General features: G+C 43.8%; 26 protein-coding genes. 25 read left to right on the plus strand and 1 reads right to left on the minus strand.

From position 1 onward, the window contains the following. Nucleotides 1–59: 59 nt before the first annotated feature. From MKY85_RS07975 to MKY85_RS08005, 7 genes are all read left to right on the plus strand, one after another. Nucleotides 60–1,190 carry an ABC transporter permease gene (locus tag MKY85_RS07975; protein WP_342572298.1) on the plus strand — a complete coding sequence of 377 codons (1,131 nt, stop codon included), beginning with the start codon at nucleotides 60–62 and terminating at the stop codon, nucleotides 1,188–1,190. Continuing rightward, a complete protein-coding gene (locus MKY85_RS07980) occupies nucleotides 1,187–1,864 on the plus strand; it encodes an ABC transporter ATP-binding protein (RefSeq protein WP_342572299.1) in 678 nt (225 codons plus the stop codon). Before MKY85_RS07975 ends, MKY85_RS07980 begins: the two co-directional genes overlap by 4 nt. Before the next feature lie 163 nt (nucleotides 1,865–2,027). After that, nucleotides 2,028–2,564 carry an NUDIX domain-containing protein gene (locus MKY85_RS07985; RefSeq protein WP_342572300.1) on the plus strand — a complete coding sequence of 179 codons (537 nt, stop codon included), beginning with the start codon at nucleotides 2,028–2,030 and terminating at the stop codon, nucleotides 2,562–2,564. Between the two features lie 46 nt (nucleotides 2,565–2,610). Further along, nucleotides 2,611–3,123, plus strand: a complete 513-nt coding sequence (locus tag MKY85_RS07990; RefSeq protein ID WP_342572301.1) for a DUF4275 family protein — start codon at nucleotides 2,611–2,613, stop codon at nucleotides 3,121–3,123. A 61-nt stretch (nucleotides 3,124–3,184) separates the two neighbouring features. Next, on the plus strand, nucleotides 3,185–3,778 hold the full coding sequence (locus tag MKY85_RS07995) for a DUF4304 domain-containing protein (RefSeq protein WP_342572302.1): 594 nt from the start codon (nucleotides 3,185–3,187) through the stop codon (nucleotides 3,776–3,778). Between the two features lie 40 nt (nucleotides 3,779–3,818). Continuing rightward, nucleotides 3,819–4,826 carry a phosphotransferase gene (locus MKY85_RS08000; protein ID WP_342572303.1) on the plus strand — a complete coding sequence of 336 codons (1,008 nt, stop codon included), beginning with the start codon at nucleotides 3,819–3,821 and terminating at the stop codon, nucleotides 4,824–4,826. 18 nt (nucleotides 4,827–4,844) lie between these two features. Then, entirely contained in the window at nucleotides 4,845–5,138 is a 294-nt protein-coding gene (locus MKY85_RS08005; protein WP_339259815.1) for an RNA polymerase alpha subunit C-terminal domain-containing protein, read from the plus strand. A gap of 18 nt (nucleotides 5,139–5,156) precedes the next feature. Here the strand turns inward: MKY85_RS08005 and MKY85_RS08010 are convergent, their stop codons facing one another. Continuing rightward, the gene (locus MKY85_RS08010) at nucleotides 5,157–6,101 is read right to left on the minus strand and encodes a hypothetical protein (protein ID WP_339259817.1); all 945 of its coding nucleotides are present in this window, start codon (nucleotides 6,099–6,101) and stop codon (nucleotides 5,157–5,159) included. A 333-nt stretch (nucleotides 6,102–6,434) separates the two neighbouring features. Between MKY85_RS08010 and MKY85_RS08015 the strand changes: the two genes are divergently transcribed. From MKY85_RS08015 to MKY85_RS08100, 18 genes are all read left to right on the plus strand, one after another. Further along, a complete protein-coding gene (locus MKY85_RS08015; protein ID WP_179198456.1) occupies nucleotides 6,435–6,941 on the plus strand; it encodes a DUF2569 domain-containing protein in 507 nt (168 codons plus the stop codon). 142 nt (nucleotides 6,942–7,083) lie between these two features. Further along, on the plus strand, nucleotides 7,084–7,698 hold the full coding sequence (locus MKY85_RS08020) for a histidine phosphatase family protein (protein WP_339259818.1): 615 nt from the start codon (nucleotides 7,084–7,086) through the stop codon (nucleotides 7,696–7,698). Between the two features lie 104 nt (nucleotides 7,699–7,802). Beyond that, nucleotides 7,803–8,459 carry a pyridoxal 5'-phosphate synthase gene (locus MKY85_RS08025; RefSeq protein ID WP_339259820.1) on the plus strand — a complete coding sequence of 219 codons (657 nt, stop codon included), beginning with the start codon at nucleotides 7,803–7,805 and terminating at the stop codon, nucleotides 8,457–8,459. Between the two features lie 78 nt (nucleotides 8,460–8,537). Further along, nucleotides 8,538–9,116 carry a GNAT family protein gene (locus tag MKY85_RS08030; protein ID WP_339259821.1) on the plus strand — a complete coding sequence of 193 codons (579 nt, stop codon included), beginning with the start codon at nucleotides 8,538–8,540 and terminating at the stop codon, nucleotides 9,114–9,116. A 191-nt stretch (nucleotides 9,117–9,307) separates the two neighbouring features. Then, nucleotides 9,308–10,264 (plus strand): radical SAM protein, encoded by a 957-nt coding sequence (locus tag MKY85_RS08035; RefSeq protein WP_342572304.1) that lies wholly within the window; start codon nucleotides 9,308–9,310, stop codon nucleotides 10,262–10,264. A gap of 297 nt (nucleotides 10,265–10,561) precedes the next feature. After that, a complete protein-coding gene (locus MKY85_RS08040) occupies nucleotides 10,562–11,575 on the plus strand; it encodes a phosphodiester glycosidase family protein (RefSeq protein WP_339259825.1) in 1,014 nt (337 codons plus the stop codon). Beyond that, entirely contained in the window at nucleotides 11,572–12,585 is a 1,014-nt protein-coding gene (locus MKY85_RS08045) for a bifunctional glycosyltransferase family 2/GtrA family protein (protein WP_342572305.1), read from the plus strand. The genes MKY85_RS08040 and MKY85_RS08045 overlap by 4 nt, the downstream gene beginning before the upstream one ends. 148 nt (nucleotides 12,586–12,733) lie before the next feature. Next, complete coding sequence (locus tag MKY85_RS08050; RefSeq protein ID WP_342572306.1) at nucleotides 12,734–13,444, plus strand: AAA family ATPase; 711 nt, start codon at nucleotides 12,734–12,736, stop codon at nucleotides 13,442–13,444. Between the two features lie 73 nt (nucleotides 13,445–13,517). Beyond that, nucleotides 13,518–14,012, plus strand: a complete 495-nt coding sequence (locus MKY85_RS08055; RefSeq protein WP_342572307.1) for an isochorismatase family cysteine hydrolase — start codon at nucleotides 13,518–13,520, stop codon at nucleotides 14,010–14,012. Between the two features lie 441 nt (nucleotides 14,013–14,453). Further along, on the plus strand, nucleotides 14,454–14,981 hold the full coding sequence (locus tag MKY85_RS08060; RefSeq protein WP_342572308.1) for a GNAT family N-acetyltransferase: 528 nt from the start codon (nucleotides 14,454–14,456) through the stop codon (nucleotides 14,979–14,981). A 162-nt stretch (nucleotides 14,982–15,143) separates the two neighbouring features. Then, on the plus strand, nucleotides 15,144–15,626 hold the full coding sequence (locus MKY85_RS08065; RefSeq protein WP_342572309.1) for a hypothetical protein: 483 nt from the start codon (nucleotides 15,144–15,146) through the stop codon (nucleotides 15,624–15,626). Between the two features lie 71 nt (nucleotides 15,627–15,697). Beyond that, nucleotides 15,698–16,099, plus strand: a complete 402-nt coding sequence (locus tag MKY85_RS08070) for an NUDIX domain-containing protein (RefSeq protein ID WP_342572310.1) — start codon at nucleotides 15,698–15,700, stop codon at nucleotides 16,097–16,099. Between the two features lie 111 nt (nucleotides 16,100–16,210). After that, entirely contained in the window at nucleotides 16,211–16,846 is a 636-nt protein-coding gene (locus MKY85_RS08075; protein ID WP_342572311.1) for a hypothetical protein, read from the plus strand. A gap of 17 nt (nucleotides 16,847–16,863) precedes the next feature. Beyond that, a complete protein-coding gene (locus MKY85_RS08080; RefSeq protein ID WP_342572312.1) occupies nucleotides 16,864–17,142 on the plus strand; it encodes a hypothetical protein in 279 nt (92 codons plus the stop codon). Between the two features lie 488 nt (nucleotides 17,143–17,630). After that, entirely contained in the window at nucleotides 17,631–18,134 is a 504-nt protein-coding gene (locus tag MKY85_RS08085) for a DUF4188 domain-containing protein (RefSeq protein WP_342572313.1), read from the plus strand. A gap of 25 nt (nucleotides 18,135–18,159) precedes the next feature. Continuing rightward, nucleotides 18,160–18,660: a hypothetical protein gene (locus MKY85_RS08090; protein WP_339240642.1), complete on the plus strand. Its 501-nt coding sequence runs from the start codon at nucleotides 18,160–18,162 to the stop codon at nucleotides 18,658–18,660. A gap of 209 nt (nucleotides 18,661–18,869) precedes the next feature. Continuing rightward, nucleotides 18,870–19,316, plus strand: a complete 447-nt coding sequence (locus MKY85_RS08095; RefSeq protein ID WP_342572314.1) for a LytTR family DNA-binding domain-containing protein — start codon at nucleotides 18,870–18,872, stop codon at nucleotides 19,314–19,316. Further along, complete coding sequence (locus MKY85_RS08100; RefSeq protein WP_339240644.1) at nucleotides 19,313–19,723, plus strand: hypothetical protein; 411 nt, start codon at nucleotides 19,313–19,315, stop codon at nucleotides 19,721–19,723. Before MKY85_RS08095 ends, MKY85_RS08100 begins: the two co-directional genes overlap by 4 nt. Nucleotides 19,724–19,726 lie beyond the last annotated feature (3 nt).

The following is a 19,726-nucleotide window of genomic DNA, read 5'->3' on the forward strand; positions in this document are numbered from 1 at the left end:
TCATTTTCCGTTCATTTTCGCCTCCTATACTTGGGTTATCAAGAGGGAGGTCACACAACATGTACTTGGCTATTCGGGAAATGAGGTATGCCAAAGGGCGGTATGCCTTAATTGCTACAATCATGGTGCTGGTTTCATTTCTGGTACTGTTTGTTACAGGTCTTGCACAGGGGCTGGCGTATGATAACGCAGCTTCGGTCAAAAATATGGCAGCAACCCACTTTGTGCTGGAACAGGATTCGAATCATCGGTTTACCCGTTCACAAGTAGATCAGGATCAGCTCGATCAAGCTCGCTCCGTGGTGGGGCAAGAGAACGCTGAGCCGCTCGGTGTGAAAATGACAACCGTCAGTCCAATGGACGACACGAAGAAGATCGATGTCACGCTGTTCATGGTGAACCCGGAAGGCTGGCTTGCTCCAACGGTTACCGAAGGAACTCCGATTACGGATCAGACAAAAGGGCAGGTTGTGGTAGATCATAAGTTGTCTGAATCTGGCGTAACGATTGGCACAGTTCTCGTCGATCAGGCTTCGGGAATGGAGTGGACCGTCGGCGGATTTGTACAAAATGAGTCTTTCAGTCACTCGCCGGTCGTGTTCCTGAATGAAGAAGAATGGCTTACACTTCAAGGAGGTTCACGAACTACACAAGGTTCGGCCGACACCAATGCCATTTCGCCGATATACAATGCCATTGCGGTAAAGGACGCGGGTGAGCAGGTAGACGGACTGAGTGCTGCAATGCCTAATACGGAAGTCATCACAAAGTCGGATGCCGTATCGGCCATTCCTGGATATAAGGAAGAGCAGGGATCGTTGCTCATGATGATTGCTTTTCTATATGTCATCTCAGCGTTTGTGCTTGCGGTATTCTTCTATGTCATCACCATTCAGAAAACGAGTCAGTTCGGCATATTGAAAGCGATTGGAACGCGGAATGGATATCTGGCGGGTAGTGTTTCGTTACAAGTATTCATTCTATCGGTTGGTAGTCTGGTCATTAGCGTACTGTTGGTTCGACTGTTTGAGTCCATCTTGCCAGCATCAATGCCGTTTCAATTAGGTTTATCCACCCTCGCACTGACCTGTGTGTTGTTCATTTTAATGTCTATGGCGGGTTCATTATTTTCAGTGTGGAAGGTTACCAAAATTGATGCGCTTGATGCGATTGGGAGGACAGCAGCATGAGAAACCGATTGGTGTTACAGGGAATTACCCAGACCTTTGAAGATGGTGGCAGCAAACGCACGATTCTGGATAAGCTCGACCTTGAGGTGGCCGAAGGGGAACTAGTGGCTGTGATGGGGCCTTCCGGCTCTGGCAAAAGTACATTCCTGTCCATTGCTGGCGCACTTCTTGAACCAACGGAAGGACAGGTTCTGCTGGACGGGTCTTCTATTATGGGCAAAAGTAAACAAGACATATCTGATGTACGGCTTCAACAGCTTGGTTTTATTTTCCAAAGTGCCAATCTCATTCCTTATCTGAAAGTAGAAGAACAACTCATGGTCGTCGCGAAGCTCGCCGGAATGGATAAAAACAAAGCGGAGAAACGAGTGGATGCGCTGCTGGATACGGTAGGCTTGACTCATCGGCGGAAGGCATATACGGAGAAGCTGTCTGGCGGGGAACGTCAGCGGGTCGCTATTGCACGGGCGTTGATGAACGATCCGGCTGTCCTGCTTGCGGACGAACCGACAGCTAGCCTGGATGCGGAGCGTGGGCTGGATATCGTAGGCATGATTGCACGGCTTGTAAAGGAGCAGGGCAAGAGTGCAGTGATGGTTACGCATGATGAGCGGATTTTGCCGCTCTGTAGCCGGGTTCTTTTTTTGGAAAAGGGAAAGCTGGTACAGCATTAGACATTAGGTAAGTTTGTCAGAAACGGAACGATCTGATGTGGTAAGGACGAGAAGGTCATGTATTCCCTCAAGGGGAAGGTGGCCTTCTTTCTTCATTTTCATCTATAATTGGGAGAAGTATATAAATGAGAGATTTTATTTTACATAGAGAGGAACGGTGCGGATGAGCAGCTTGAATGCAGAACAATTCCCGGCACTGACGACGTCGATTCATTGGGGCATTATTGAGGCAAAGTTCAGATTGGATGAGATCGTGGATGAAACGCTGGTGAGCAATATAAGCATCATTCCATTTGTCGGGGATCAATGTGTTGTTTTCCAACTGGATAATGGAGACTGGGAGCTGCCTGGGGGGACGCTTGAAGCAGGTGAGCCGTATATGGACGGACTGAAGCGTGAACTGATGGAGGAACTTGGGGCAGAAATGCGATCCTATCAGATTTTTGGTCAATTCTATTGCACATCCAGTGCGTTGGAACCGTATCGACCGCATATCCCGCACCCCCATTTTGTAAGAATCATCGGTTATGGAGACGTTGAACTTGTAGCTGATCCGCTGAATCCAGAGGATGGAGAGCAGGTCGTTGCGGTGGAGGTTGTTGAGATCGACGAAGCAATTCGAAGATTCCAGAAGCAGAACAGATATGATATTGCAGAGATGTACCAACTGGCTCATATGCTGCGAGAAGAAGCTGAATAGTCAGGCGAGGGCCAGGTATTTTAATTTCAGATAGCATACGGAGGTAATGATGATTCGAGATAAAATTAACGAGCTGCTGGATACTTTACCCGAATTGGAACTGAACCGCGCATATTGGGGAATTGAGCGTATCCATCAGGAATATATGTTTAAGAAGAATTTGCAGGATAAAGGGGTTGTTGTCTCCGAACTGTACGAGGAATCCGAAAGGATTGTACAGCAATGGGACAGGGCATTCGCCCATAATATCGATGATGTGGTCAAAGAGTCTATCCATTATAGCGAGTACAAGTGGCATATGTTCAGTTATGAACAACAGAAATGTCTGACACATGATGAAGCACGAGATGCTTTTAATGCCGAGCTGAAAGATGAAGTATATGTGATGTATGAAAGTGGTGGTTGGGTACTTTTATACGAACATGCGAATCGGATCATTGCTGCAGATTTTGATTCGGAGCAGGATATTTATATCTTCAATCGAGCGTTTACATGGACGTACGTGTATACGCACGAATCCATGTGTGGCCCTTATTTTTATAAAATAGAACAAGTATGAATTTTGAACAAAAAAGGGATAGCATCGTAATCAATAAACTCTGACTTGGGAGTGATATCTTATGCAGGAACTGTTTAAGAAGATCATCAATACAGACGTCAAACCCTTATTTGCCAAACATGGCTATTCCAAGAAAGATCTGAATTTCTACAAAGAGGATGACAACCTCATATACAAGTTCAACGTCCAGAAATCAAAGTATAACAGCAGCAGGCATGTGCAGTTTTATATTAACTGTAGTGTCCATTCCACCGAGCTTGCGGAGTTGCAGTCCGTTGCTTTGAGTGGGGCCATATTGGAGAACAAATCGCATTTTACTTGCCGGATCGAGGAAATAGTCCCATCCGCCCCAGACCACTATTCCCTAACGCCTGATGTTGATCAGGACGCTTTATCGAAAGAACTAGTTTCACATTTGGAAGAGGGTATTTCATTCCTACACTCGCTAACAGGGGCCAGAGATATAGTCCATTATTATATGGCGAAGACAGCGCTACATTTAAGTGAAGAAACTTTCCGCTTCCTGCTACAAGCCGGCGATACGGAAGAAGCCAAGTATTATTTACAGCAACTACATGCCAAATACGGAGCCGAAAAGCTCTGGACGATATTTGAAAAGAAATATGCAGCCATTTTTGCTGAGTACGGTTTGTAAGCTTTGCTTCAGACAAATAGTCAAAATGAGGGGATGACATATGAACGATACTCAATATAATTTGAATTTCAATAAACTGTGTAGCGAATTACAGCTTGGTGAATTGATCAGTTCGCCCAAACCAATCTCAGGTGGACTTCTTCATCGAATGTACAGCATTGAAACGACGCAAGCTAATTATGCAGTTAAGGCATTGAATCCCCAGATCATGATAAGACCTTCTGCTGTGCAGAATTATATTGATTCAGAAAAAATAGCAAACGTGGTAGCTGAACATATCCATGCTCTACCTGCAAAAAGGATAAAGGGTGCTGCTTTGCATAGCATTGATAATCAATTCTATCTAATATTTGATTGGATTGAGGGTCAACGTTTGGAACAAGATGAAGTTACGATCAATAACAGTTCTCTGATGGGTACGATCCTTGCAGATATCCACAAAACGGATTTTAGAAAACTAGAATTGGATAGTTCACAGATAACTAATCCTAAAACAATAGATTGGATGTTTTATCTGAACAAAGGAAAGAAAGAGAATATGGAATGGATTGATATTCTGGATTCCAATATCGATAAGCTGTATGAGTGGAGCACAAAGGCTAAGAAGTCATCTTCAATGCTAGCATCCAATAAGGTAATTAGTCACAGAGATCTGGAGCCGAAGAATGTGATGTGGAGACAAGGCATACCTATTGTTATCGATTGGGAATCGGCAGGTTATATCAATCCGATGCATGATCTGGTAGAAACAGCTGTGTATTGGTCAGTAGATAGCTCGGGAAATATCAATAAGGGGAAATTCTTGGCTTTTATAGGTGGATATAAGAAGCGAGTGGGCAGTATAACAGCCAATTGGGAAGTGGTTCTGGATCATGGTTTTGCTGGAAAGTTGGACTGGCTCGAATATAGTCTTAAACGGTCACTGTGGATAGAATGTACGGACATAGAGGAACAGTCAGTAGGAACATCACAAGTCATTTGCACGTTGGAGGCTTTAGAACAATACGAAAGCATGATTTCAGATATGAAGAACTGGTTGAATACTTAATCCAGGAGAGATGTCCACATGGCAAACGATAAAGGAACACTCAGAACATGCGAACAAGGACATTCGTATTATAAAAAAAGTGATTGTCCAACCTGTCCAACGTGCGAAGCTGAACGTAAACCGACAGAGGGATTTCTAGCCTTGCTGTCCGCTCCCGCCAGACGTGCCTTGGAGAATGAAGGCATAATCACGCTACTGCAACTTGCGGAGTATACGGAGAAAGAGATCCTGAAGCTGCATGGAATCGGGCCATCTGCCATACCTAAACTGCGAAACGCATTGGAAGAAGAGGGATTATCTTTTAAGAAGTAACCCCTTCACTCCGTTCCTTTAATCCGAACCAGAAGCATAAGTAATCTCCTCTATCGTTACCCGATACAACAAGTTACCTTCACTGAGTAGCAGACGATGTTGGCGAAAATCCTGCCTTGCCTGCTTGAAGGACTTACCATCTCCATTTAGCAAATCAATCTTCTGACCTTTGCCCAATCTTCCGGGCTTCTCTAGTTTCTTAAGTACAAACGTCCCATGTTTACCGTACCCGGCATCGAACAAGAAATGATAACCATCCGTACTGAAGCCGGAGGAACCGGAGATGTTTGGATTCATGAATGTAACGTTGGGTTCACGGGTGCCCCCTGAGATACAACCGAGTTCAAAATCGGTATAGAAGTAGAACCAGACCTGCTTCTCATTCACCACATTGAGTGCGTAACAATCCGCAATGTCAGCTTCACGATTTTCATATCGTTTATTCCCGTGCTCATCCCAGGCCAGCAGACCATATGATCCAATCGGATCGCTCCAACCGTAGTTACCAAATACCCCTTCATCAAAGTAACTGGTCCAGATCGTTCCCTTTTCTGTGACCTGCACACTTTGGATTCCGTCTCCCAACAAAAACTCGCGAATGGTATTTCCGTCTAAATCACACACTTTGGCGTTCAGATCAACCTGTTCATTTCCGTAATTCGTACAGCGTGCTCCAACGAGCAGCAGATGATCATGTAATGGTTGTACGTAATGATAATTAAACGTCTGTCCCCAAATGACAATTTCCTCGATGGTCTGATCTGTCACAATAAGCACTTTGTACGTATAGCTTTGGTTCAATTTACTTTGGACGAACATACCTCGTTTTCTTTTAGGGATCTGATTTATCAGCAGCACATAGACAAGGCCATCACCGCCCCACTGGGTGGAAACGATATCGAAGCCTTCGACATAACTTGAAATATCGGCAAAAGGCAAAAGGTTTACTTTGGAATTGGACATATCCATATCCTCCTTTTTGGACGTCAAATGCAGAGTCACCATCTGCATCTGTATAAGAGCATTATGACGTACACGTACTAAACTGAACATGGCGGAAGTATAGCGAAGGTCTTCTTTGGCTTTCTTGACACACGTAGTACAATAAGGAAGTTGTGTAAAATTCTATATAAGAGGAGGATGGGGAGATAGCTATAAGAAGTGTGACAATACATACAACGCACGTGTAGTAAGGGGAAAGAAGTACCCATAGATTTGATTTGTATGAGTACGATTACGAGGAAGACTCATCTCAGAAAAACTAAAAAACTAAAATGTATAAGGAAGTGTTACGAAGTGGAACCACATATTCAAGAGCAAAAGACAGACTACCGTCCATTAGGCGTATCGGGTTTAGGTGGTTGGCTGATTCTCGTCCAGATCGGATTATTTCTTACGTTGATTTTCCTGGCGCTCCAATTGGTTCTGTATTGTTTGCCCATGCTTACCACAGAGACTTGGGAGTTGCTAACTTCGGAGCAATCTGCATATTATCACCCGCTATGGGGACCGGTCGTTATTTTTGAAACGGTATATAACGCACTGTTTTTAGTGTTTAGCATATATACCATCATTGCTTTGTATAGTAAAAAATCGATCTTTCCTCGTCTTATGATCATGTTTTATAGTGTCAGTCTAGCCGTTAGTGTCATTGATTATTTATTGTTGCTTCAGATTCCGATGGCGAGAGAACTTGAGGATGGAAACTCGTTAAGAGATATTGGCAAGTCGGTACTTACTTGTGCGATCTGGATTCCTTACTTTATCAAATCAGAGCGAGTTCATAATACATTTGTAAGATAAATGGGTTGCAGGAAATGCCCGATTTTGGATAGAAGCTATCTGAGGTCGGGTTTATTTGATTCTATTGAAAAGTTCTGTAAACGTAAAGTAGGTATGTATGTTAAGGAATCTGTTTAGTGGAATCTGAAAAGGAGGAGAGAGCTTGAAAATTTATCTGGTAAGGCATGGGATGGATGAGGAAGGCTATCGAGGCGGATGGAGTGAGCGTGGACTCACGGAACAGGGGATCAATCAATCCAAGAGGCTGGGAGAGTATTTGCATCTTCATGCTGAGGAGTACAACATACATACCATCATGAGCAGTGATCTTCCTCGTGCAGCACAGACAACACGAGAAATTGAGAAGAGATTAAACATGCAGGCTAGCTTAAAGAAAGATTGGCGGGAGATGAATAACGGAGAGTTGGCAGGTATGCTTCATAAAGATGCGGAAGTGCGTTATCCAGGAGTGTATTTCAACACCCTTGAGATGCATTCCCCTTTTCCGGGAGGAGAAAGTCCAAGAGACTTTTATAGCCGGATAAGCACCGCCTTCGAGAATCTTTTCAGAGGTCTAGAGGAGAATACACTCAAGTCCAATGTTCTGTTAGTTACTCACGGCGGAGTGATTAACATCCTGTACTATCTGCTTGAGAATCGGGAATGGAGCAATCAGTCCAGCTTTTATCCCATGGGCAACACCAGTGTACATACCGTTGAAAAGGGAAGGCATGGTTGGAAACTAAGTAGTGCAAATGCATTAAGTCATCTAGAGTAGTTGTTTATTAGATCCAGAGCTGATCAGTCGACATAATCAGGATGTACAGACTCATAGGTCCCAATGTATTACAATGGTATAAAATAGCAAACGGAGGCGATGACATGAGTAATCAACCCATTGAACTGCTACAACATTTGAAGTCGTTATCTGGACCATTTCCAACGTGGGATATGGGGCAGTTGCCGGAGCGGCCAGGGAAGCTATTTTTGGAGTGGTTGAGATTGGCGGTTGAGAACGAAGTGAAAGAACCTCATGCCATGACGATCTCCACCGTGGATCACGACGGTTATCCTGATGCGCGGGTGTTGATTTTGAAAAACGTAATCGACGAAACGTTCTATTTTGCCTCCAGTTCGGAGAGCCGAAAAGGGCAGCAGTTGAAGGAGAACCCTCATGTGGCTCTCACCTTCTACTGGCCTTCCCTGGGAAGACAGATTCGGATAAAGGGAATTGCTGAGGATCAAGGAGATCAAGCGGGCGCTGATGATTTCCGCAAGCGTTCAGCTGGAGCGCGAGCAGTTGCCATGACAGGGCATCAGAGTGAGGTTTTGAATAGTGAGGAAGTGCTGGATAATGCCATTGAAGCTCAGAAAGAACGTATCCAACGTGACCCCGATGTCGTTACATCTCATTGGCGTCTATATGCTGTGAATGCACAAGAGGTGGAGTTCTGGCAGGGAGATTCAGAGCGCAAGCATGTGCGAGTCCAATATGTGATGCAAGATGGGCAGTGGAAGACACGCAGATTGTGGCCTTGATTGTATAACAGATGAGTAGGCAGCGCGGATCGAACGGTTATGGATTTCTTTTCTTAACAATCTCAGGGAGGCGAATCTATGAAAATGATTGAAAGTTTCTTCGAACCATTTCCGGTGTTGGAGACCGAAAGGACGATACTCCGGCGGCTTACCTATGATGATCTGGATGATATGTATAGTTATTGTGTTGTACCCGCTGTCTCGGAGTTCACCACGTGGGACGCGCATCAGAGCAAAGAAGATACCAAAGCTTTTTTGGATTTTGTCATGAGCCGGTATGATGTGAATTTAATAGGCCCATGGGGCATTGAAGATAAACAAACCAAGAGACTGATTGGGAGTTGTAACTATCTAGGGTGTGATAGCGATAACAGGAGAGTCGAGTTGGGATATGTGTTATCTGATCAATATTGGAATCAAGGCTACATGACCGAAGTAGTGAAACGAATCATCCAATTTGGATTTGACGAAGTGGGATTGGAACGAATCCAGGCTCAATGTTTAGTGAAGAACACGGGCTCCGCGAAAGTCATGGAGAAGGCAGGCATGCAATTTGAAGGTGTGCTGAGGAAATACATGAAGGTAAAAAATGAACTTCAGGATCTGAAGATGTATGCCATTGTAAAAGAAGACTTTTATACTAACATTGACATATAATAAAGATGCTATATTGTTTAATCCAATAATCATATGACAAGTGTTGGCCCGTTCCTGTCGTTAAGGAAATGGGTTTTTATTTTTTTAACAACCAACGTACATAATGTCATATCGTGAACCTGATGCCATCCGCTATACTCTTCAAGTTATCCAAATGTGGATTGAATGAAGGAACCAGGAGGTACAACGAATTGACAGCCAAAAACAAATATAAATCACTCGAACTCGAAACACCCGGCGTATATGAGCTGGAAGGGCTTGAATTTGGAGTGACATCGAACTGTAATTATAAATGTGACTATTGCTGCGCCTACAATCGGGACGATGGAGCGTGCATCGGTAGTCAGGAAGTCATCCGTATTATTAGTGAGCTTCCTCGTCTTAAGCGCGTGCGATTGTCCGGGGGCGAAGTTACCCTAAAATACCAGGATTGCCTGGAGATCGTGACGTACTGTGCGGCACATGGCATCGATACACAATTGAACAGTAATGCCAGTCTGCTGACAGAAGAACGGATTCTCGCGTTGCGTGATGCAGGCTTGTCCAACATTCATATCTCGTTCAATTATACGGATGCGGAGTCGTATGCTGCGTACTACCGTGTGCATCCTCGCATGTATGAGAGACTGAAGCAGAATATCCGTTTGTGCACGGAAGCCGGTCTGGAGACGGTACTGGAAACGCTACTGTTTGAAGGGAATCAAGCGAACATGCAGGCCATTAGCGATAAGGTATATGATCTGGGTGTGCGCATCCATGAGATCCAGAACAGCATTAAGATGCCACATACCGATTGGAGTCAGATTGTATCCAGAGCGTCTCTTGTTCGATCTGTAACGGAGCTGATTGAGCATAAAAAGCCAGATACAACGCTCTATTTCACCTGTATGGACCGGTTTGCTGAACAGTTGAATTTGCGGGAGCAACCGGGCGTGTATTTCTCTAATTGTGTGGATGGCACGAAACAACTTCACTTGCACGGCAACGGGGATATTCTCATCTGTGAGTTATGCCATCCTGTCGTCATTGGCAACATCTATAAAGGAACGTCGTTGAAGGATATCTATGCCCAGCAGCCACCAGCGTTAACGGAATTCCTGGAAAAGCGGCCTTGTCCCGCATATGATGCTCTATTTCCATACGTATAACAGGAAGCTCTGACGAAGATGTTTTGATCTGTAAGCTGAACGAAACATCTATACAATAACAGCGACATTTAAGGTTATATAGATTAAAAATCAAGGTGATCTGCTTTCCTCATTGGGAAAACGGATCACCTTATTTTATTGAACTATTCATTTACACAATAACAGCGATTGGAAGGTTGTTCTGTCATCGTAGTGTCAGTGTGAATATTCTTTAGTTCAAGTTATTTAGTTTCAGATTCATTTAAGCTCCCCGGCCTAATATGGCCTTAAGAACTTAGATGAAGAGGTGAGCTTGACATGATGAAGATCTATCAGAAACCAACCCGGAAAGACCCCCATAAAAGACCGATCTCCCCTAGAAAGCGAAGATGGCTCATCATCACACTTGTCCTTGTGCTCGCAGTAGGTGGAATCCTGTACAGCTTGGCTGACCGTTACCTGATCCGGCATGTGCAGGTGGTTGTAGCGGATGAGAACACAGCAACGGCAGCAACGGGCAACACGAATGATTCCACCAGTACTCCGACCACCGCAACTAAAGTGAATGCAACGTCAGATGATTGGAATTATTCGAGCGATGATATGGAGGTCCATATTGATAAGGTACAGTCAGGATCTGGCTCGGATCAAATTACGTATTATGTCGCTGATGTTCAGCTAACGGATGCAAGCAGCCTGAGAACAGCACTGGCGGATAACAGTTTTGGAACGAACATTACCGAGAATACGTCAGAGATTGCCGCAGCCAACAATGCGATCTTTGCCATTAATGGTGATTATTATGGATTCCGTGATGATGGTGTCATTATTCGAAATGGAACATTGTACCGGGACAGCCCAACACGGGATGCACTGGCCCTGTTCAACGACGGAACGATGAAAACATATAACGAGAACGAGATTTCTTCCTCGGAACTGCTGAGCGAAGGTGCCACCAATACATTATCCTTTGGACCCATTCTGATTCAGGATGGCGAGATTGTCAGTGATTTTAGCAGTGTAAAAATTGACAACAACTTCGGCAACCGCTCCATCCAGGATGCGAATCCAAGAACAGCAATCGGCATGATTGCTCCGAATCATTACGTCTTCGTGGTAGTGGACGGGCGGCAGGACGACAGTCGTGGCATGACCTTGGCAGAACTGGCCGATGTCATGAAAGGCCTTGGAGCAACCGAAGCCTACAATCTGGACGGCGGCGGTTCATCCACGATGTATTTTATGGGCAGAGTCGTCAATAATCCACTGGGGCGCAACCAGGAACGTGGCGTAAGTGACATTCTATATCTGACGGAGGGACAAGGATCATGACGATATTAATTCCATCCTATGAACCCGATGTGCGTTTGCTGAATCTCGTTCTGCAGTTACAGACATTTAAGCTTGGACCTATTGTGATTGTGGATGATGGCAGTGGCCCGGGTTACCGTGGGATTTTCGAGACGGCAGAAGCCTATGGCTGTACGATCCTGACACATCCCGTCAATCTGGGGAAGGGTAGGGCGTTGAAGACAGGCTTTCAGTATATTAAGGAGTATGGGCCTCAGGGTGGTGTAGTGTGCGCGGACAGTGACGGACAGCATCTACCACATGATATTAAGCGTATCTTCGAAGTGCTGCTGGCACAAACGACACCCGGAATTGTACTCGGCAGCCGTCGCTTCAGTGGTAAGATTCCAGCACGGAGCCGTTTTGGCAACACCGTTACACGAGCGGTCTTTTCCCTCACGACAGGTACCAAAGTATATGACACACAGACGGGTCTGCGCGGTTTTCCCTACGCCATGCTGGACTGGCTGAACCAGATCCCCGGGGAACGGTTTGAATACGAGATGAACATGCTGTTAAGTGCACACAAGGAAGGGTACGAGATTACGGAGGAGTTTATTGATACGGTGTATCTGGATCACAATGAATCCTCTCATTTCCGCCCGCTGGTCGATTCGTTCCGAATCTATAGGCCCATCCTGATGTTCAGCACATCTTCGTTGCTGTCTGCTCTAATTGATTTTGCATTACTATTCGTTATTCAGTATTTCACGCATAATCTGTTTCTGTCGGTTGTTGCAGCAAGACTGTGCAGCTCCATCTTCAACTATACGATTAATCGGAAGTACGTATTTTCAGCTGGACGAACCTCGAAGGTTCGGCAGTCTTTGCCCAAATACTTCTCACTTGTCCTACTGGTGCTGTTATTAAACTACGGTTTACTGTATTTTTATAATGAAAAGCTGATTATTCCGCTGCTCGCAGCCAAGCTGTTAACTGAGGTGTCCATCTTTGTATTCAGCTATTGGGCACAGCGCAGATTTGTCTATTAACACTGAATTAACCCTGAAGAAAGAGTATGCCTAAGGCTTGCTCTTTTTTTGGTTGATACGGTTTCATATGCACCCCGTTATAGGGTACGATGGAAAGGGAATGAATCTGAGCGTTAGATTGAAATAGAACACAGAGGGGAGGACAATTATGTATCTTCGAAGTGTAGAACTCATGTCGGCCAAGATTGAGAATCGGAACCAATATCCTTTTGACATCCCCGCGATACGTTCGTTGGAACGTTTGGAGCTCACGAATAACATTACTTTTTTTGTAGGTGAAAATGGTTCAGGGAAATCTACGCTGCTAGAGGGCATCGCTCATCAATGTGGATTCAATACCGCAGGGGGCGGCAGGAATAATACCTATGAGACACATGCTTCGGAATCCTCGCTCGGGAATTATCTCAGGCTGGCATGGTTGCCCAAAATAACGAATGGTTTCTTCATGCGCTCTGAATCGTTCTATCAATTCGCATCACATGTCGATGAGATGCCGGCATCGCTTCAATATTATGGCGGGCGTTCATTGCATGAACAATCGCACGGGGAGTCTTTTCTCAGTCTGTTCGTCAATCGCTTCAGTTCCAAAGGCATCTATCTGCTTGATGAGCCCGAAGCCGCTTTATCTCCTGCTAGGCAGCTCTCTTTATTGCGTATCCTTCATGATCTGTCAGGCACTTCGCAATTCATTATTGCGACGCACTCTCCCATTTTGCTGGGGTATCCGGGGGCAGAGATTTTAAGCTTTGACGATAGCCATATTCAAGAGGTAGCCTATGAGGATACCGACCACTATCAGATTACCCGCAGTTTTCTGGAGAACCGCGACCGGATGCTGAATGAACTATTCAAGGATTAAGTTAAGTTATCCGTGTAAACAAGGGAAGATATTGAATCATGCGACATTAAATTTATTGTTGAGGAGAGATTAGATGAAAGTAGGTTTGCTGATTATTGATATGCAGGAGAGTATTGTGCGGAAAAAGATGGACCAGACTTCGATAGACCATGCATGCGAGTACATTAATCATGTTGCAGGTGTGCTGCGCACGAATAATCATGTGGTCATTCACGTACAGGATGTGGAAGGTATGGAAGAGGCGGCGCCAGATGAGTATCGCATTATTCCCGAGGTGGATGTGAATGAGAAGGATATCACGATTACGAAGGAAGCATCCAATGCCTTCTGGCAGACTGATCTGGAGCGTGTGTTGAAGAGTCATGGCATTGAACTAGTGATCATCGCCGGCTTTGCCGCAGAGGAATGTGTACTATTCACCTACAACGGAGCGATGGAGCGAGGTTTCCGGCCGGTAATGTTGCAAAATGGAATTCTAAGCACACATCACGAAGCGGTGATCTCAACGTACAGGGACCGCAATGTGATCTCATATCCTGTGGTTGATTATCTATATATATTCAACTAAAGAGGTTTACACTGCACTCCAATGACAGAACAACCTTCCGATCACTGTTATCCCCAGATTTTTTTGATTCCTTTTTTAAAGGGGAAATCCGGTGATAAAGGCGAACGCTCCGCTTCTTCAGGTTATTTCTGTCCTCTCCGTTTTTGTGTAAAAAGTTTAGTTGAACCTATATAATTCAATAATTATTGGCTACATGCCAGAGGATAATTGGTGGAAAATAAAGATAAGATTGATAATGGGACTCTGTAGGGAGTCTTTTTTTTACATATGTGCATGTCGACCGTGAATGTATGGTTACTCTATGGTTTAAACCAAACTTTGCCTATATCTGCTAGGGTTGAAACGATATATTGAGAACAGGACGCAGCAAGCTCTTTGTGGATATCGGGAAAGTGTCCTGTATGGGTCACGAACCAACTGATTAACTAAGGGAGATGTGGAATGAAGATGAATGTGCAAATTACGCGTATTTTGGCAGAACAAAAGGAATTGTTTCTCAACCTGTTCAACTTGTACTTATATGATCTGTCAGAATATTCTGGCGAAGATCTACTAGAAGAGGGGAAATATGATCCAACGAACACCTATTTATATCTGGAACGCGATGAATTATATCCGTTTTTCATTCAGTATGAGGGGAAGGTTATTGGATTCGTACTGGTATGCTCACCTCCATATGTGCCGGAAGATGTGGATTATACCGTGCAGGAGTTGTTCTTGGTCCAAAAATATCGCGGGCAAGGGCTGGCAGCACAAGCGGTTGACTTGGTTTTTGCTCAATTTCAGGGTAGATTCAAAGTAGAACAACTCGCTAACAATGCGGCAGCAGTTTCATTCTGGAAAAAGTATTATGAGCAACATCAGATCGAATATACCGAGTCTGAATATAACATTGAGATTGACAACATCGCTGGTAGCCACCGAATTTTGTCCCAGACTTTTGTGCGAAGAGGCAGAGATTCTGAGTGAATGAAAGGTTTTTTGAATGTAATTGATTTTTTTAGGTCCGATTTGCTTCTCCTATGTTGAGAGGTGGATAGGATCTTTTTCAATTTCCATTTACCAATACATGGGTTATGATGAAGAAAGAGGAGTCTATAGGAATGACCGTGTAAGGGGGAGAAAGCAGGTATGCCCAAGCATCATTTTGTGATTGAAAACAAATCGCGAGTAAACGAGTATATGTATACCTCCTACTCCTGGGATTCTCATGGCAACATACATAAAAGTGGGCTGAAGTCAGAGTTTTATGCGGCCCTGGAAGACGAATTCATTGCATATATTTATGATTCCCTTCGCTGGTTGGATACATGGAATCCATCCACCTGTATGAGATGTAGTGGACTGAACAACTGTGGAATAACCGTTATTGAAGAGCAGGATGCATTGTTGAAGTTTCATAAATTGATTCAAGCCTGGATAGATCTATTTAGTCATGCGACAGATCCGATTGTTCTAACAGGGAGTTACTGTGTCGATGGAGAAGTACAAAAGGGCTACTACGAGAAACTTGCATACAATAAGGTCGAATTAATCTACGAATTACATAAACTTGCGAACATGGCAAAGCATGCTGAGATAAATGGGAAATGCATTGTGCATTTTGGGATATGAAGAATGAATCGTAGATTTTCCTGATTGAAATTGTGAGCTGTTGAAGTAACTCAACAGAGAGGGGCAGAGGCATGACTAGTCGTATTGTTGTTACCGGTGGAGCTATTATTCGAGATCGTATGGGAAGGGTTCTGCTGCAAAAGAGATCTGATTATGGAGATTGGGGATTACCTGGTGGTGGTATGGAGCCAGGTGAACGAATCGAAGAAACCATGATTAGAGAAGTGAAAGAGGAAACAGGGCTTGACGTTAGTTCTTATAAATTGGCCTCCATCTACACGGGCGAGAGAATGCACTATACGTATCCGGATGGAAATGAAGTAGTGTTTGTAATGTTTTTATTTGACGTTATTGCGGAGTTGGAAGGAAAACTCTGTGATGACCAGATGACTCTTTTATTTGAAGATGAACAAAAGGAATCATTACAGCTTGTTTTCAGATATCTTGATGAGATTGATATATGCCACAATTAACAATGTGCAGAAGCCTATATTTGTAGACTTGAAGCAAGGAGAGACTAAATTGCTTCGCGAGTGATCGCGATAATAGAATAGTTCAGATAGAGAAAGAAAGGAGCTTTTACATTGCCTTGGCCTATGGTCCATTTTGCAATTGCATCGGGATTGATATCCAAGCCATCCTCTGAATTGTTATTGGGGAGCCTAGCTCCTGATTCCATCCATGTAAGAACTAATCTTCGTACCGAAAAGGCAAAAACCCACCTCATGCCAGAGGCGGGAAGGTTTGCAACAGATGAAGAACTTAAAGCCTTTTTTCAGTCCAACAAGAAGTTAGCTTATAGTGATCCCAAATTCATGCAATATCTGTGCGGTTACATCGCCCATATCTATACGGACCGCGTATGGACATTCGATATATATCCTGCATATGAAGTTCACCCCAATGGAAGAAACGTGTATACGAAGGATGTCACGAAGCTTGAATTTCTGATTTTACGGAATTGGGACAAGGCCAGCGATTGGTTAAGTGAGCTGAACGTGGGAAAAGCATATGATTTAGGCGGATTGCTGGAAGCTGAGGTGTATCAGTATAGGGGAAAGAAACTGGAGTTTTTAGCTAACCCTGACAACGAACACTTGGGTGACTTAAATATTTTATCCATGGAAGCTATGCAAGAGTTCATATATACAACAGGATTAGCGTTAAAACAATTGTATACGAAATGGGATGTTTATAAGGATTTACGCAGCAGTGTGTAAGTAAGGGAGGGATTTACTTGAAGGTATACAGGAAACAACTCCGTAAAATTGTAGTAAATAATACACTGTTCCTGTACGTTGTGGATGAACAAGCATACGATATCGTCATTCGGGTTTATTCGAATTCGCTTAAATCCACATTCGTAGAGTTCGATGTTGCTTGGAAAGATACAGGGGATATATTTGTCCATGAATCCAGACTGATATCCAACCTTATTCAATATGCAATAAGACAAGGGTGGGACTACCAACAGAAGAATAACAAAATGAGATTCAACAACGCGAACAGCATGTAAGAATTTTAATAGCAGAGAATCTGGACCAATAAACGTTCTCAGACGATATGAGGATCAACTAGATTTAGAGAGTCGGGGTCAGATCAGATGTATGCGGTAATTACCAATGTTATTAAGGACAATCAACTCCGAACGGGTGCGAGGTGTACATTTTATATTGTCATGGTATGGCTGAAAGTCCATTGGTATATGGTATGGCCAGGGGAGGAAAGAGAATCGAGAAGTATATTTCCTACAAAAAATTAAAGAAATTCAGATCACAGTGGGTCCCTCAACATATTAGACATCGGGTGAAATGGTCATATGAAGATCGAAAAGAAGCGGATAAGTGTGCTAAGTCATTAGAATTAATGTGGCTAACGTCAGATTATTTGATAGTGCGGGTCATATTATTAAAGAGGGTGTGACGACAAGCCAAGCTTTTAATATTGCTAGTAAGATCAAGTTTATTGAACGCAGGTACATGTTGGACGAGAAGGAGAAGTGACGTGCCGAACATATATAAGGGAAGATATTCAGCTCAAATTGATGGAGAATTTGTTGTATTTATCATCGGAATGAGGATTAATCGTCTGTGGGCTATACATAAATGGCTGCCTGTTCTACAGTCTATGGGCCCGATGATTAAAGAACTCTATATGAATCCGGAGACCGGATTTCTGAGTACAGAGTATTTTATAAGCTGGCGTGGGGTGACGTTACTTCAATACTGGCGATCTTACGATGAATTGGAGAAATACGCACGGGGCGGACTGCACTTGGAAGCCTGGAAAAGATTCAACCGCTCCATTGGTTCCGATGGAACAGTAGGGATCTATCATGAAACATATAAAGCTCAGTCGGGTTCCTTCGAGACCATATATGTCAATATGCCCCAATTTGGATTAGCTAAAGCGTCTGAACACGTGCCTTCGACAGGCAAGATGGAGACATCCAGACGCAGAATGGGTGGAGAGAATGAACCGGCCGTGGATACACCAGAGAATCCTTAAATTAGTGAATAGAGAGGAGCATGTTATGAAGGCTAGACTTCGGCCAGAAGATATATATTCCAAGCAATTAAGCTGGCTGTGTATTGAACCGATGCTTGTTTCCGTGCGGGGCAGAGATATGGCTGCCAAAACAGAGATATACCGACAGTTACATGAGGGGCAACAAGCTTTATTTTTGTTCTATTCCTATCACAATCACACGAAGAGTCTGGCAGAATTTTATTGGTTTTCGGCGTATAACATCACCCAGATCAAGAGTTGGAATGGGATTAAAAATGGGATGCGGTTTTTTCATTTAGATGAGATGGTGAATGTACTGGATCAGATAGAAAGCCTGATTACGGAACACAATTGGGTGGATGAAGTGTGGCGTGAGGTGCTGCCAACCGATCTGGAGAAGGACCCGATCCTACTTCAGAGAACAGAAGCATTATATGCTAATTATCAAGCCGTGGCACAAGAAGCTATTACACACATGAACGAGATGATCCTGCAAAATCAGGAGATGTATCTGGAGATCGATTAACATTAACCTAGCACCATTATATGAAAAGAATAACTCATGCCTTGAATGCTCCGGATGAGTATATAGAAGAACTGCTCCCATGGAGTGGTTCTTTTTGGTATCTGTGCAGTGCCGATGCAACAAACTTGCAAAATCCTGCAACAAAACGCAATACAGTGGGATTGTTGTAACTATGCTTGTAATATGAGTTGTGAGAGGAGGGCCAACACATGAAAGTCATTTTTGAAGAGGATACGGCGGTTGAAAAAAGGGTAGCCAAGGTCATTACACATCCGGAGGAAAAGTCGAAGTGGGATCGTATTCAGCAGGCGATCTGCGAATCAGAAACTCAATTAACGGTCATCCATGCCAAGAATAATCGCAATATGCAGATCCAATTGAGCTCGGTGGTTGCCTTTGAATCAGAGGATCGGATGTGCTGTGTCCGGGTGATCTCAGGGGAGAGGTATTTGCTTAATAAACGTCTGAAATTTGTAGAAGAGGATCTGGGTGACGTTCATTTTGTGAAAATTAATAATCAAACGATCATTAATACACGATACATCACCGCATTCTCTGCAACAGACCATGCCCGAATTAAGGTAGACCTGAGCGATCGCTCCAGCTACTTTGTCAGTCGATTTTATATTAAAAACTTTAGGGGGAAATTATCATGATGACTCAACTTAGACATTCTTTTTTTCAAGTATTCACGATGATGACGCTATGGATCACGCTCTTGGCAACCATATTCTTTGGTGATCTGCCCATTCAGATGTCCTATTTATGGAACATAGCGGGTATTGCTCTCATTGCAGCTGTGTTGTTTGGAGTGATGTATAACATACTGTGGAACCATTTTACGTTAAAACCGGTATGGAATATCGTTATTTCTTCCACATTCAATATTGCTGGAGGTATGGCGATGGTATGGTTATTCTCGGTAGATATGTTCCAGTTCATCGCTCCCTGGTTCCCCGGTATGTGGTTATTATCGATCGTGCTGCACATCATCGCTTTTTATTTTTATGCTAGAATAGATAGCAGGAAAAAAGCGGAAGAGTTAAATAACATTCTCAAGTAGGCA

Source organism: Paenibacillus sp. FSL R5-0749, from assembly GCF_038595085.1.
Lineage (GTDB): Bacteria > Bacillota > Bacilli > Paenibacillales > Paenibacillaceae > Paenibacillus.

Bases quoted from the DNA above. Each gene is read 5' to 3' on its own strand.
- MKY85_RS08100 (WP_339240644.1), top strand. From the start codon at position 19,313: ATGATGACTCAACTTAGACATTCTTTTTTTCAAGTATTCACGATGATG.
- MKY85_RS08005 (WP_339259815.1), top strand. From the start codon at position 4,845: ATGGCAAACGATAAAGGAACACTCAGAACATGCGAACAAGGACATTCG.
- MKY85_RS08095 (WP_342572314.1), top strand. From the start codon at position 18,870: ATGAAAGTCATTTTTGAAGAGGATACGGCGGTTGAAAAAAGGGTAGCC.
- MKY85_RS08045 (WP_342572305.1), top strand. From the start codon at position 11,572: ATGACGATATTAATTCCATCCTATGAACCCGATGTGCGTTTGCTGAAT.
- MKY85_RS08050 (WP_342572306.1), top strand. From the start codon at position 12,734: ATGTATCTTCGAAGTGTAGAACTCATGTCGGCCAAGATTGAGAATCGG.
- MKY85_RS08000 (WP_342572303.1), top strand. From the start codon at position 3,819: ATGAACGATACTCAATATAATTTGAATTTCAATAAACTGTGTAGCGAA.
- MKY85_RS07990 (WP_342572301.1), top strand. From the start codon at position 2,611: ATGATGATTCGAGATAAAATTAACGAGCTGCTGGATACTTTACCCGAA.
- MKY85_RS08090 (WP_339240642.1), top strand. From the start codon at position 18,160: ATGAAGGCTAGACTTCGGCCAGAAGATATATATTCCAAGCAATTAAGC.
- MKY85_RS07995 (WP_342572302.1), top strand. From the start codon at position 3,185: ATGCAGGAACTGTTTAAGAAGATCATCAATACAGACGTCAAACCCTTA.
- MKY85_RS08070 (WP_342572310.1), top strand. From the start codon at position 15,698: ATGACTAGTCGTATTGTTGTTACCGGTGGAGCTATTATTCGAGATCGT.
- MKY85_RS08055 (WP_342572307.1), top strand. From the start codon at position 13,518: ATGAAAGTAGGTTTGCTGATTATTGATATGCAGGAGAGTATTGTGCGG.
- MKY85_RS08060 (WP_342572308.1), top strand. From the start codon at position 14,454: ATGAAGATGAATGTGCAAATTACGCGTATTTTGGCAGAACAAAAGGAA.
- MKY85_RS08040 (WP_339259825.1), top strand. From the start codon at position 10,562: ATGATGAAGATCTATCAGAAACCAACCCGGAAAGACCCCCATAAAAGA.
- MKY85_RS07985 (WP_342572300.1), top strand. From the start codon at position 2,028: ATGAGCAGCTTGAATGCAGAACAATTCCCGGCACTGACGACGTCGATT.
- MKY85_RS07975 (WP_342572298.1), top strand. From the start codon at position 60: ATGTACTTGGCTATTCGGGAAATGAGGTATGCCAAAGGGCGGTATGCC.
- MKY85_RS08010 (WP_339259817.1), bottom strand. From the start codon at position 6,101: ATGTCCAATTCCAAAGTAAACCTTTTGCCTTTTGCCGATATTTCAAGT.
- MKY85_RS08025 (WP_339259820.1), top strand. From the start codon at position 7,803: ATGAGTAATCAACCCATTGAACTGCTACAACATTTGAAGTCGTTATCT.
- MKY85_RS08030 (WP_339259821.1), top strand. From the start codon at position 8,538: ATGAAAATGATTGAAAGTTTCTTCGAACCATTTCCGGTGTTGGAGACC.
- MKY85_RS07980 (WP_342572299.1), top strand. From the start codon at position 1,187: ATGAGAAACCGATTGGTGTTACAGGGAATTACCCAGACCTTTGAAGAT.
- MKY85_RS08065 (WP_342572309.1), top strand. From the start codon at position 15,144: ATGCCCAAGCATCATTTTGTGATTGAAAACAAATCGCGAGTAAACGAG.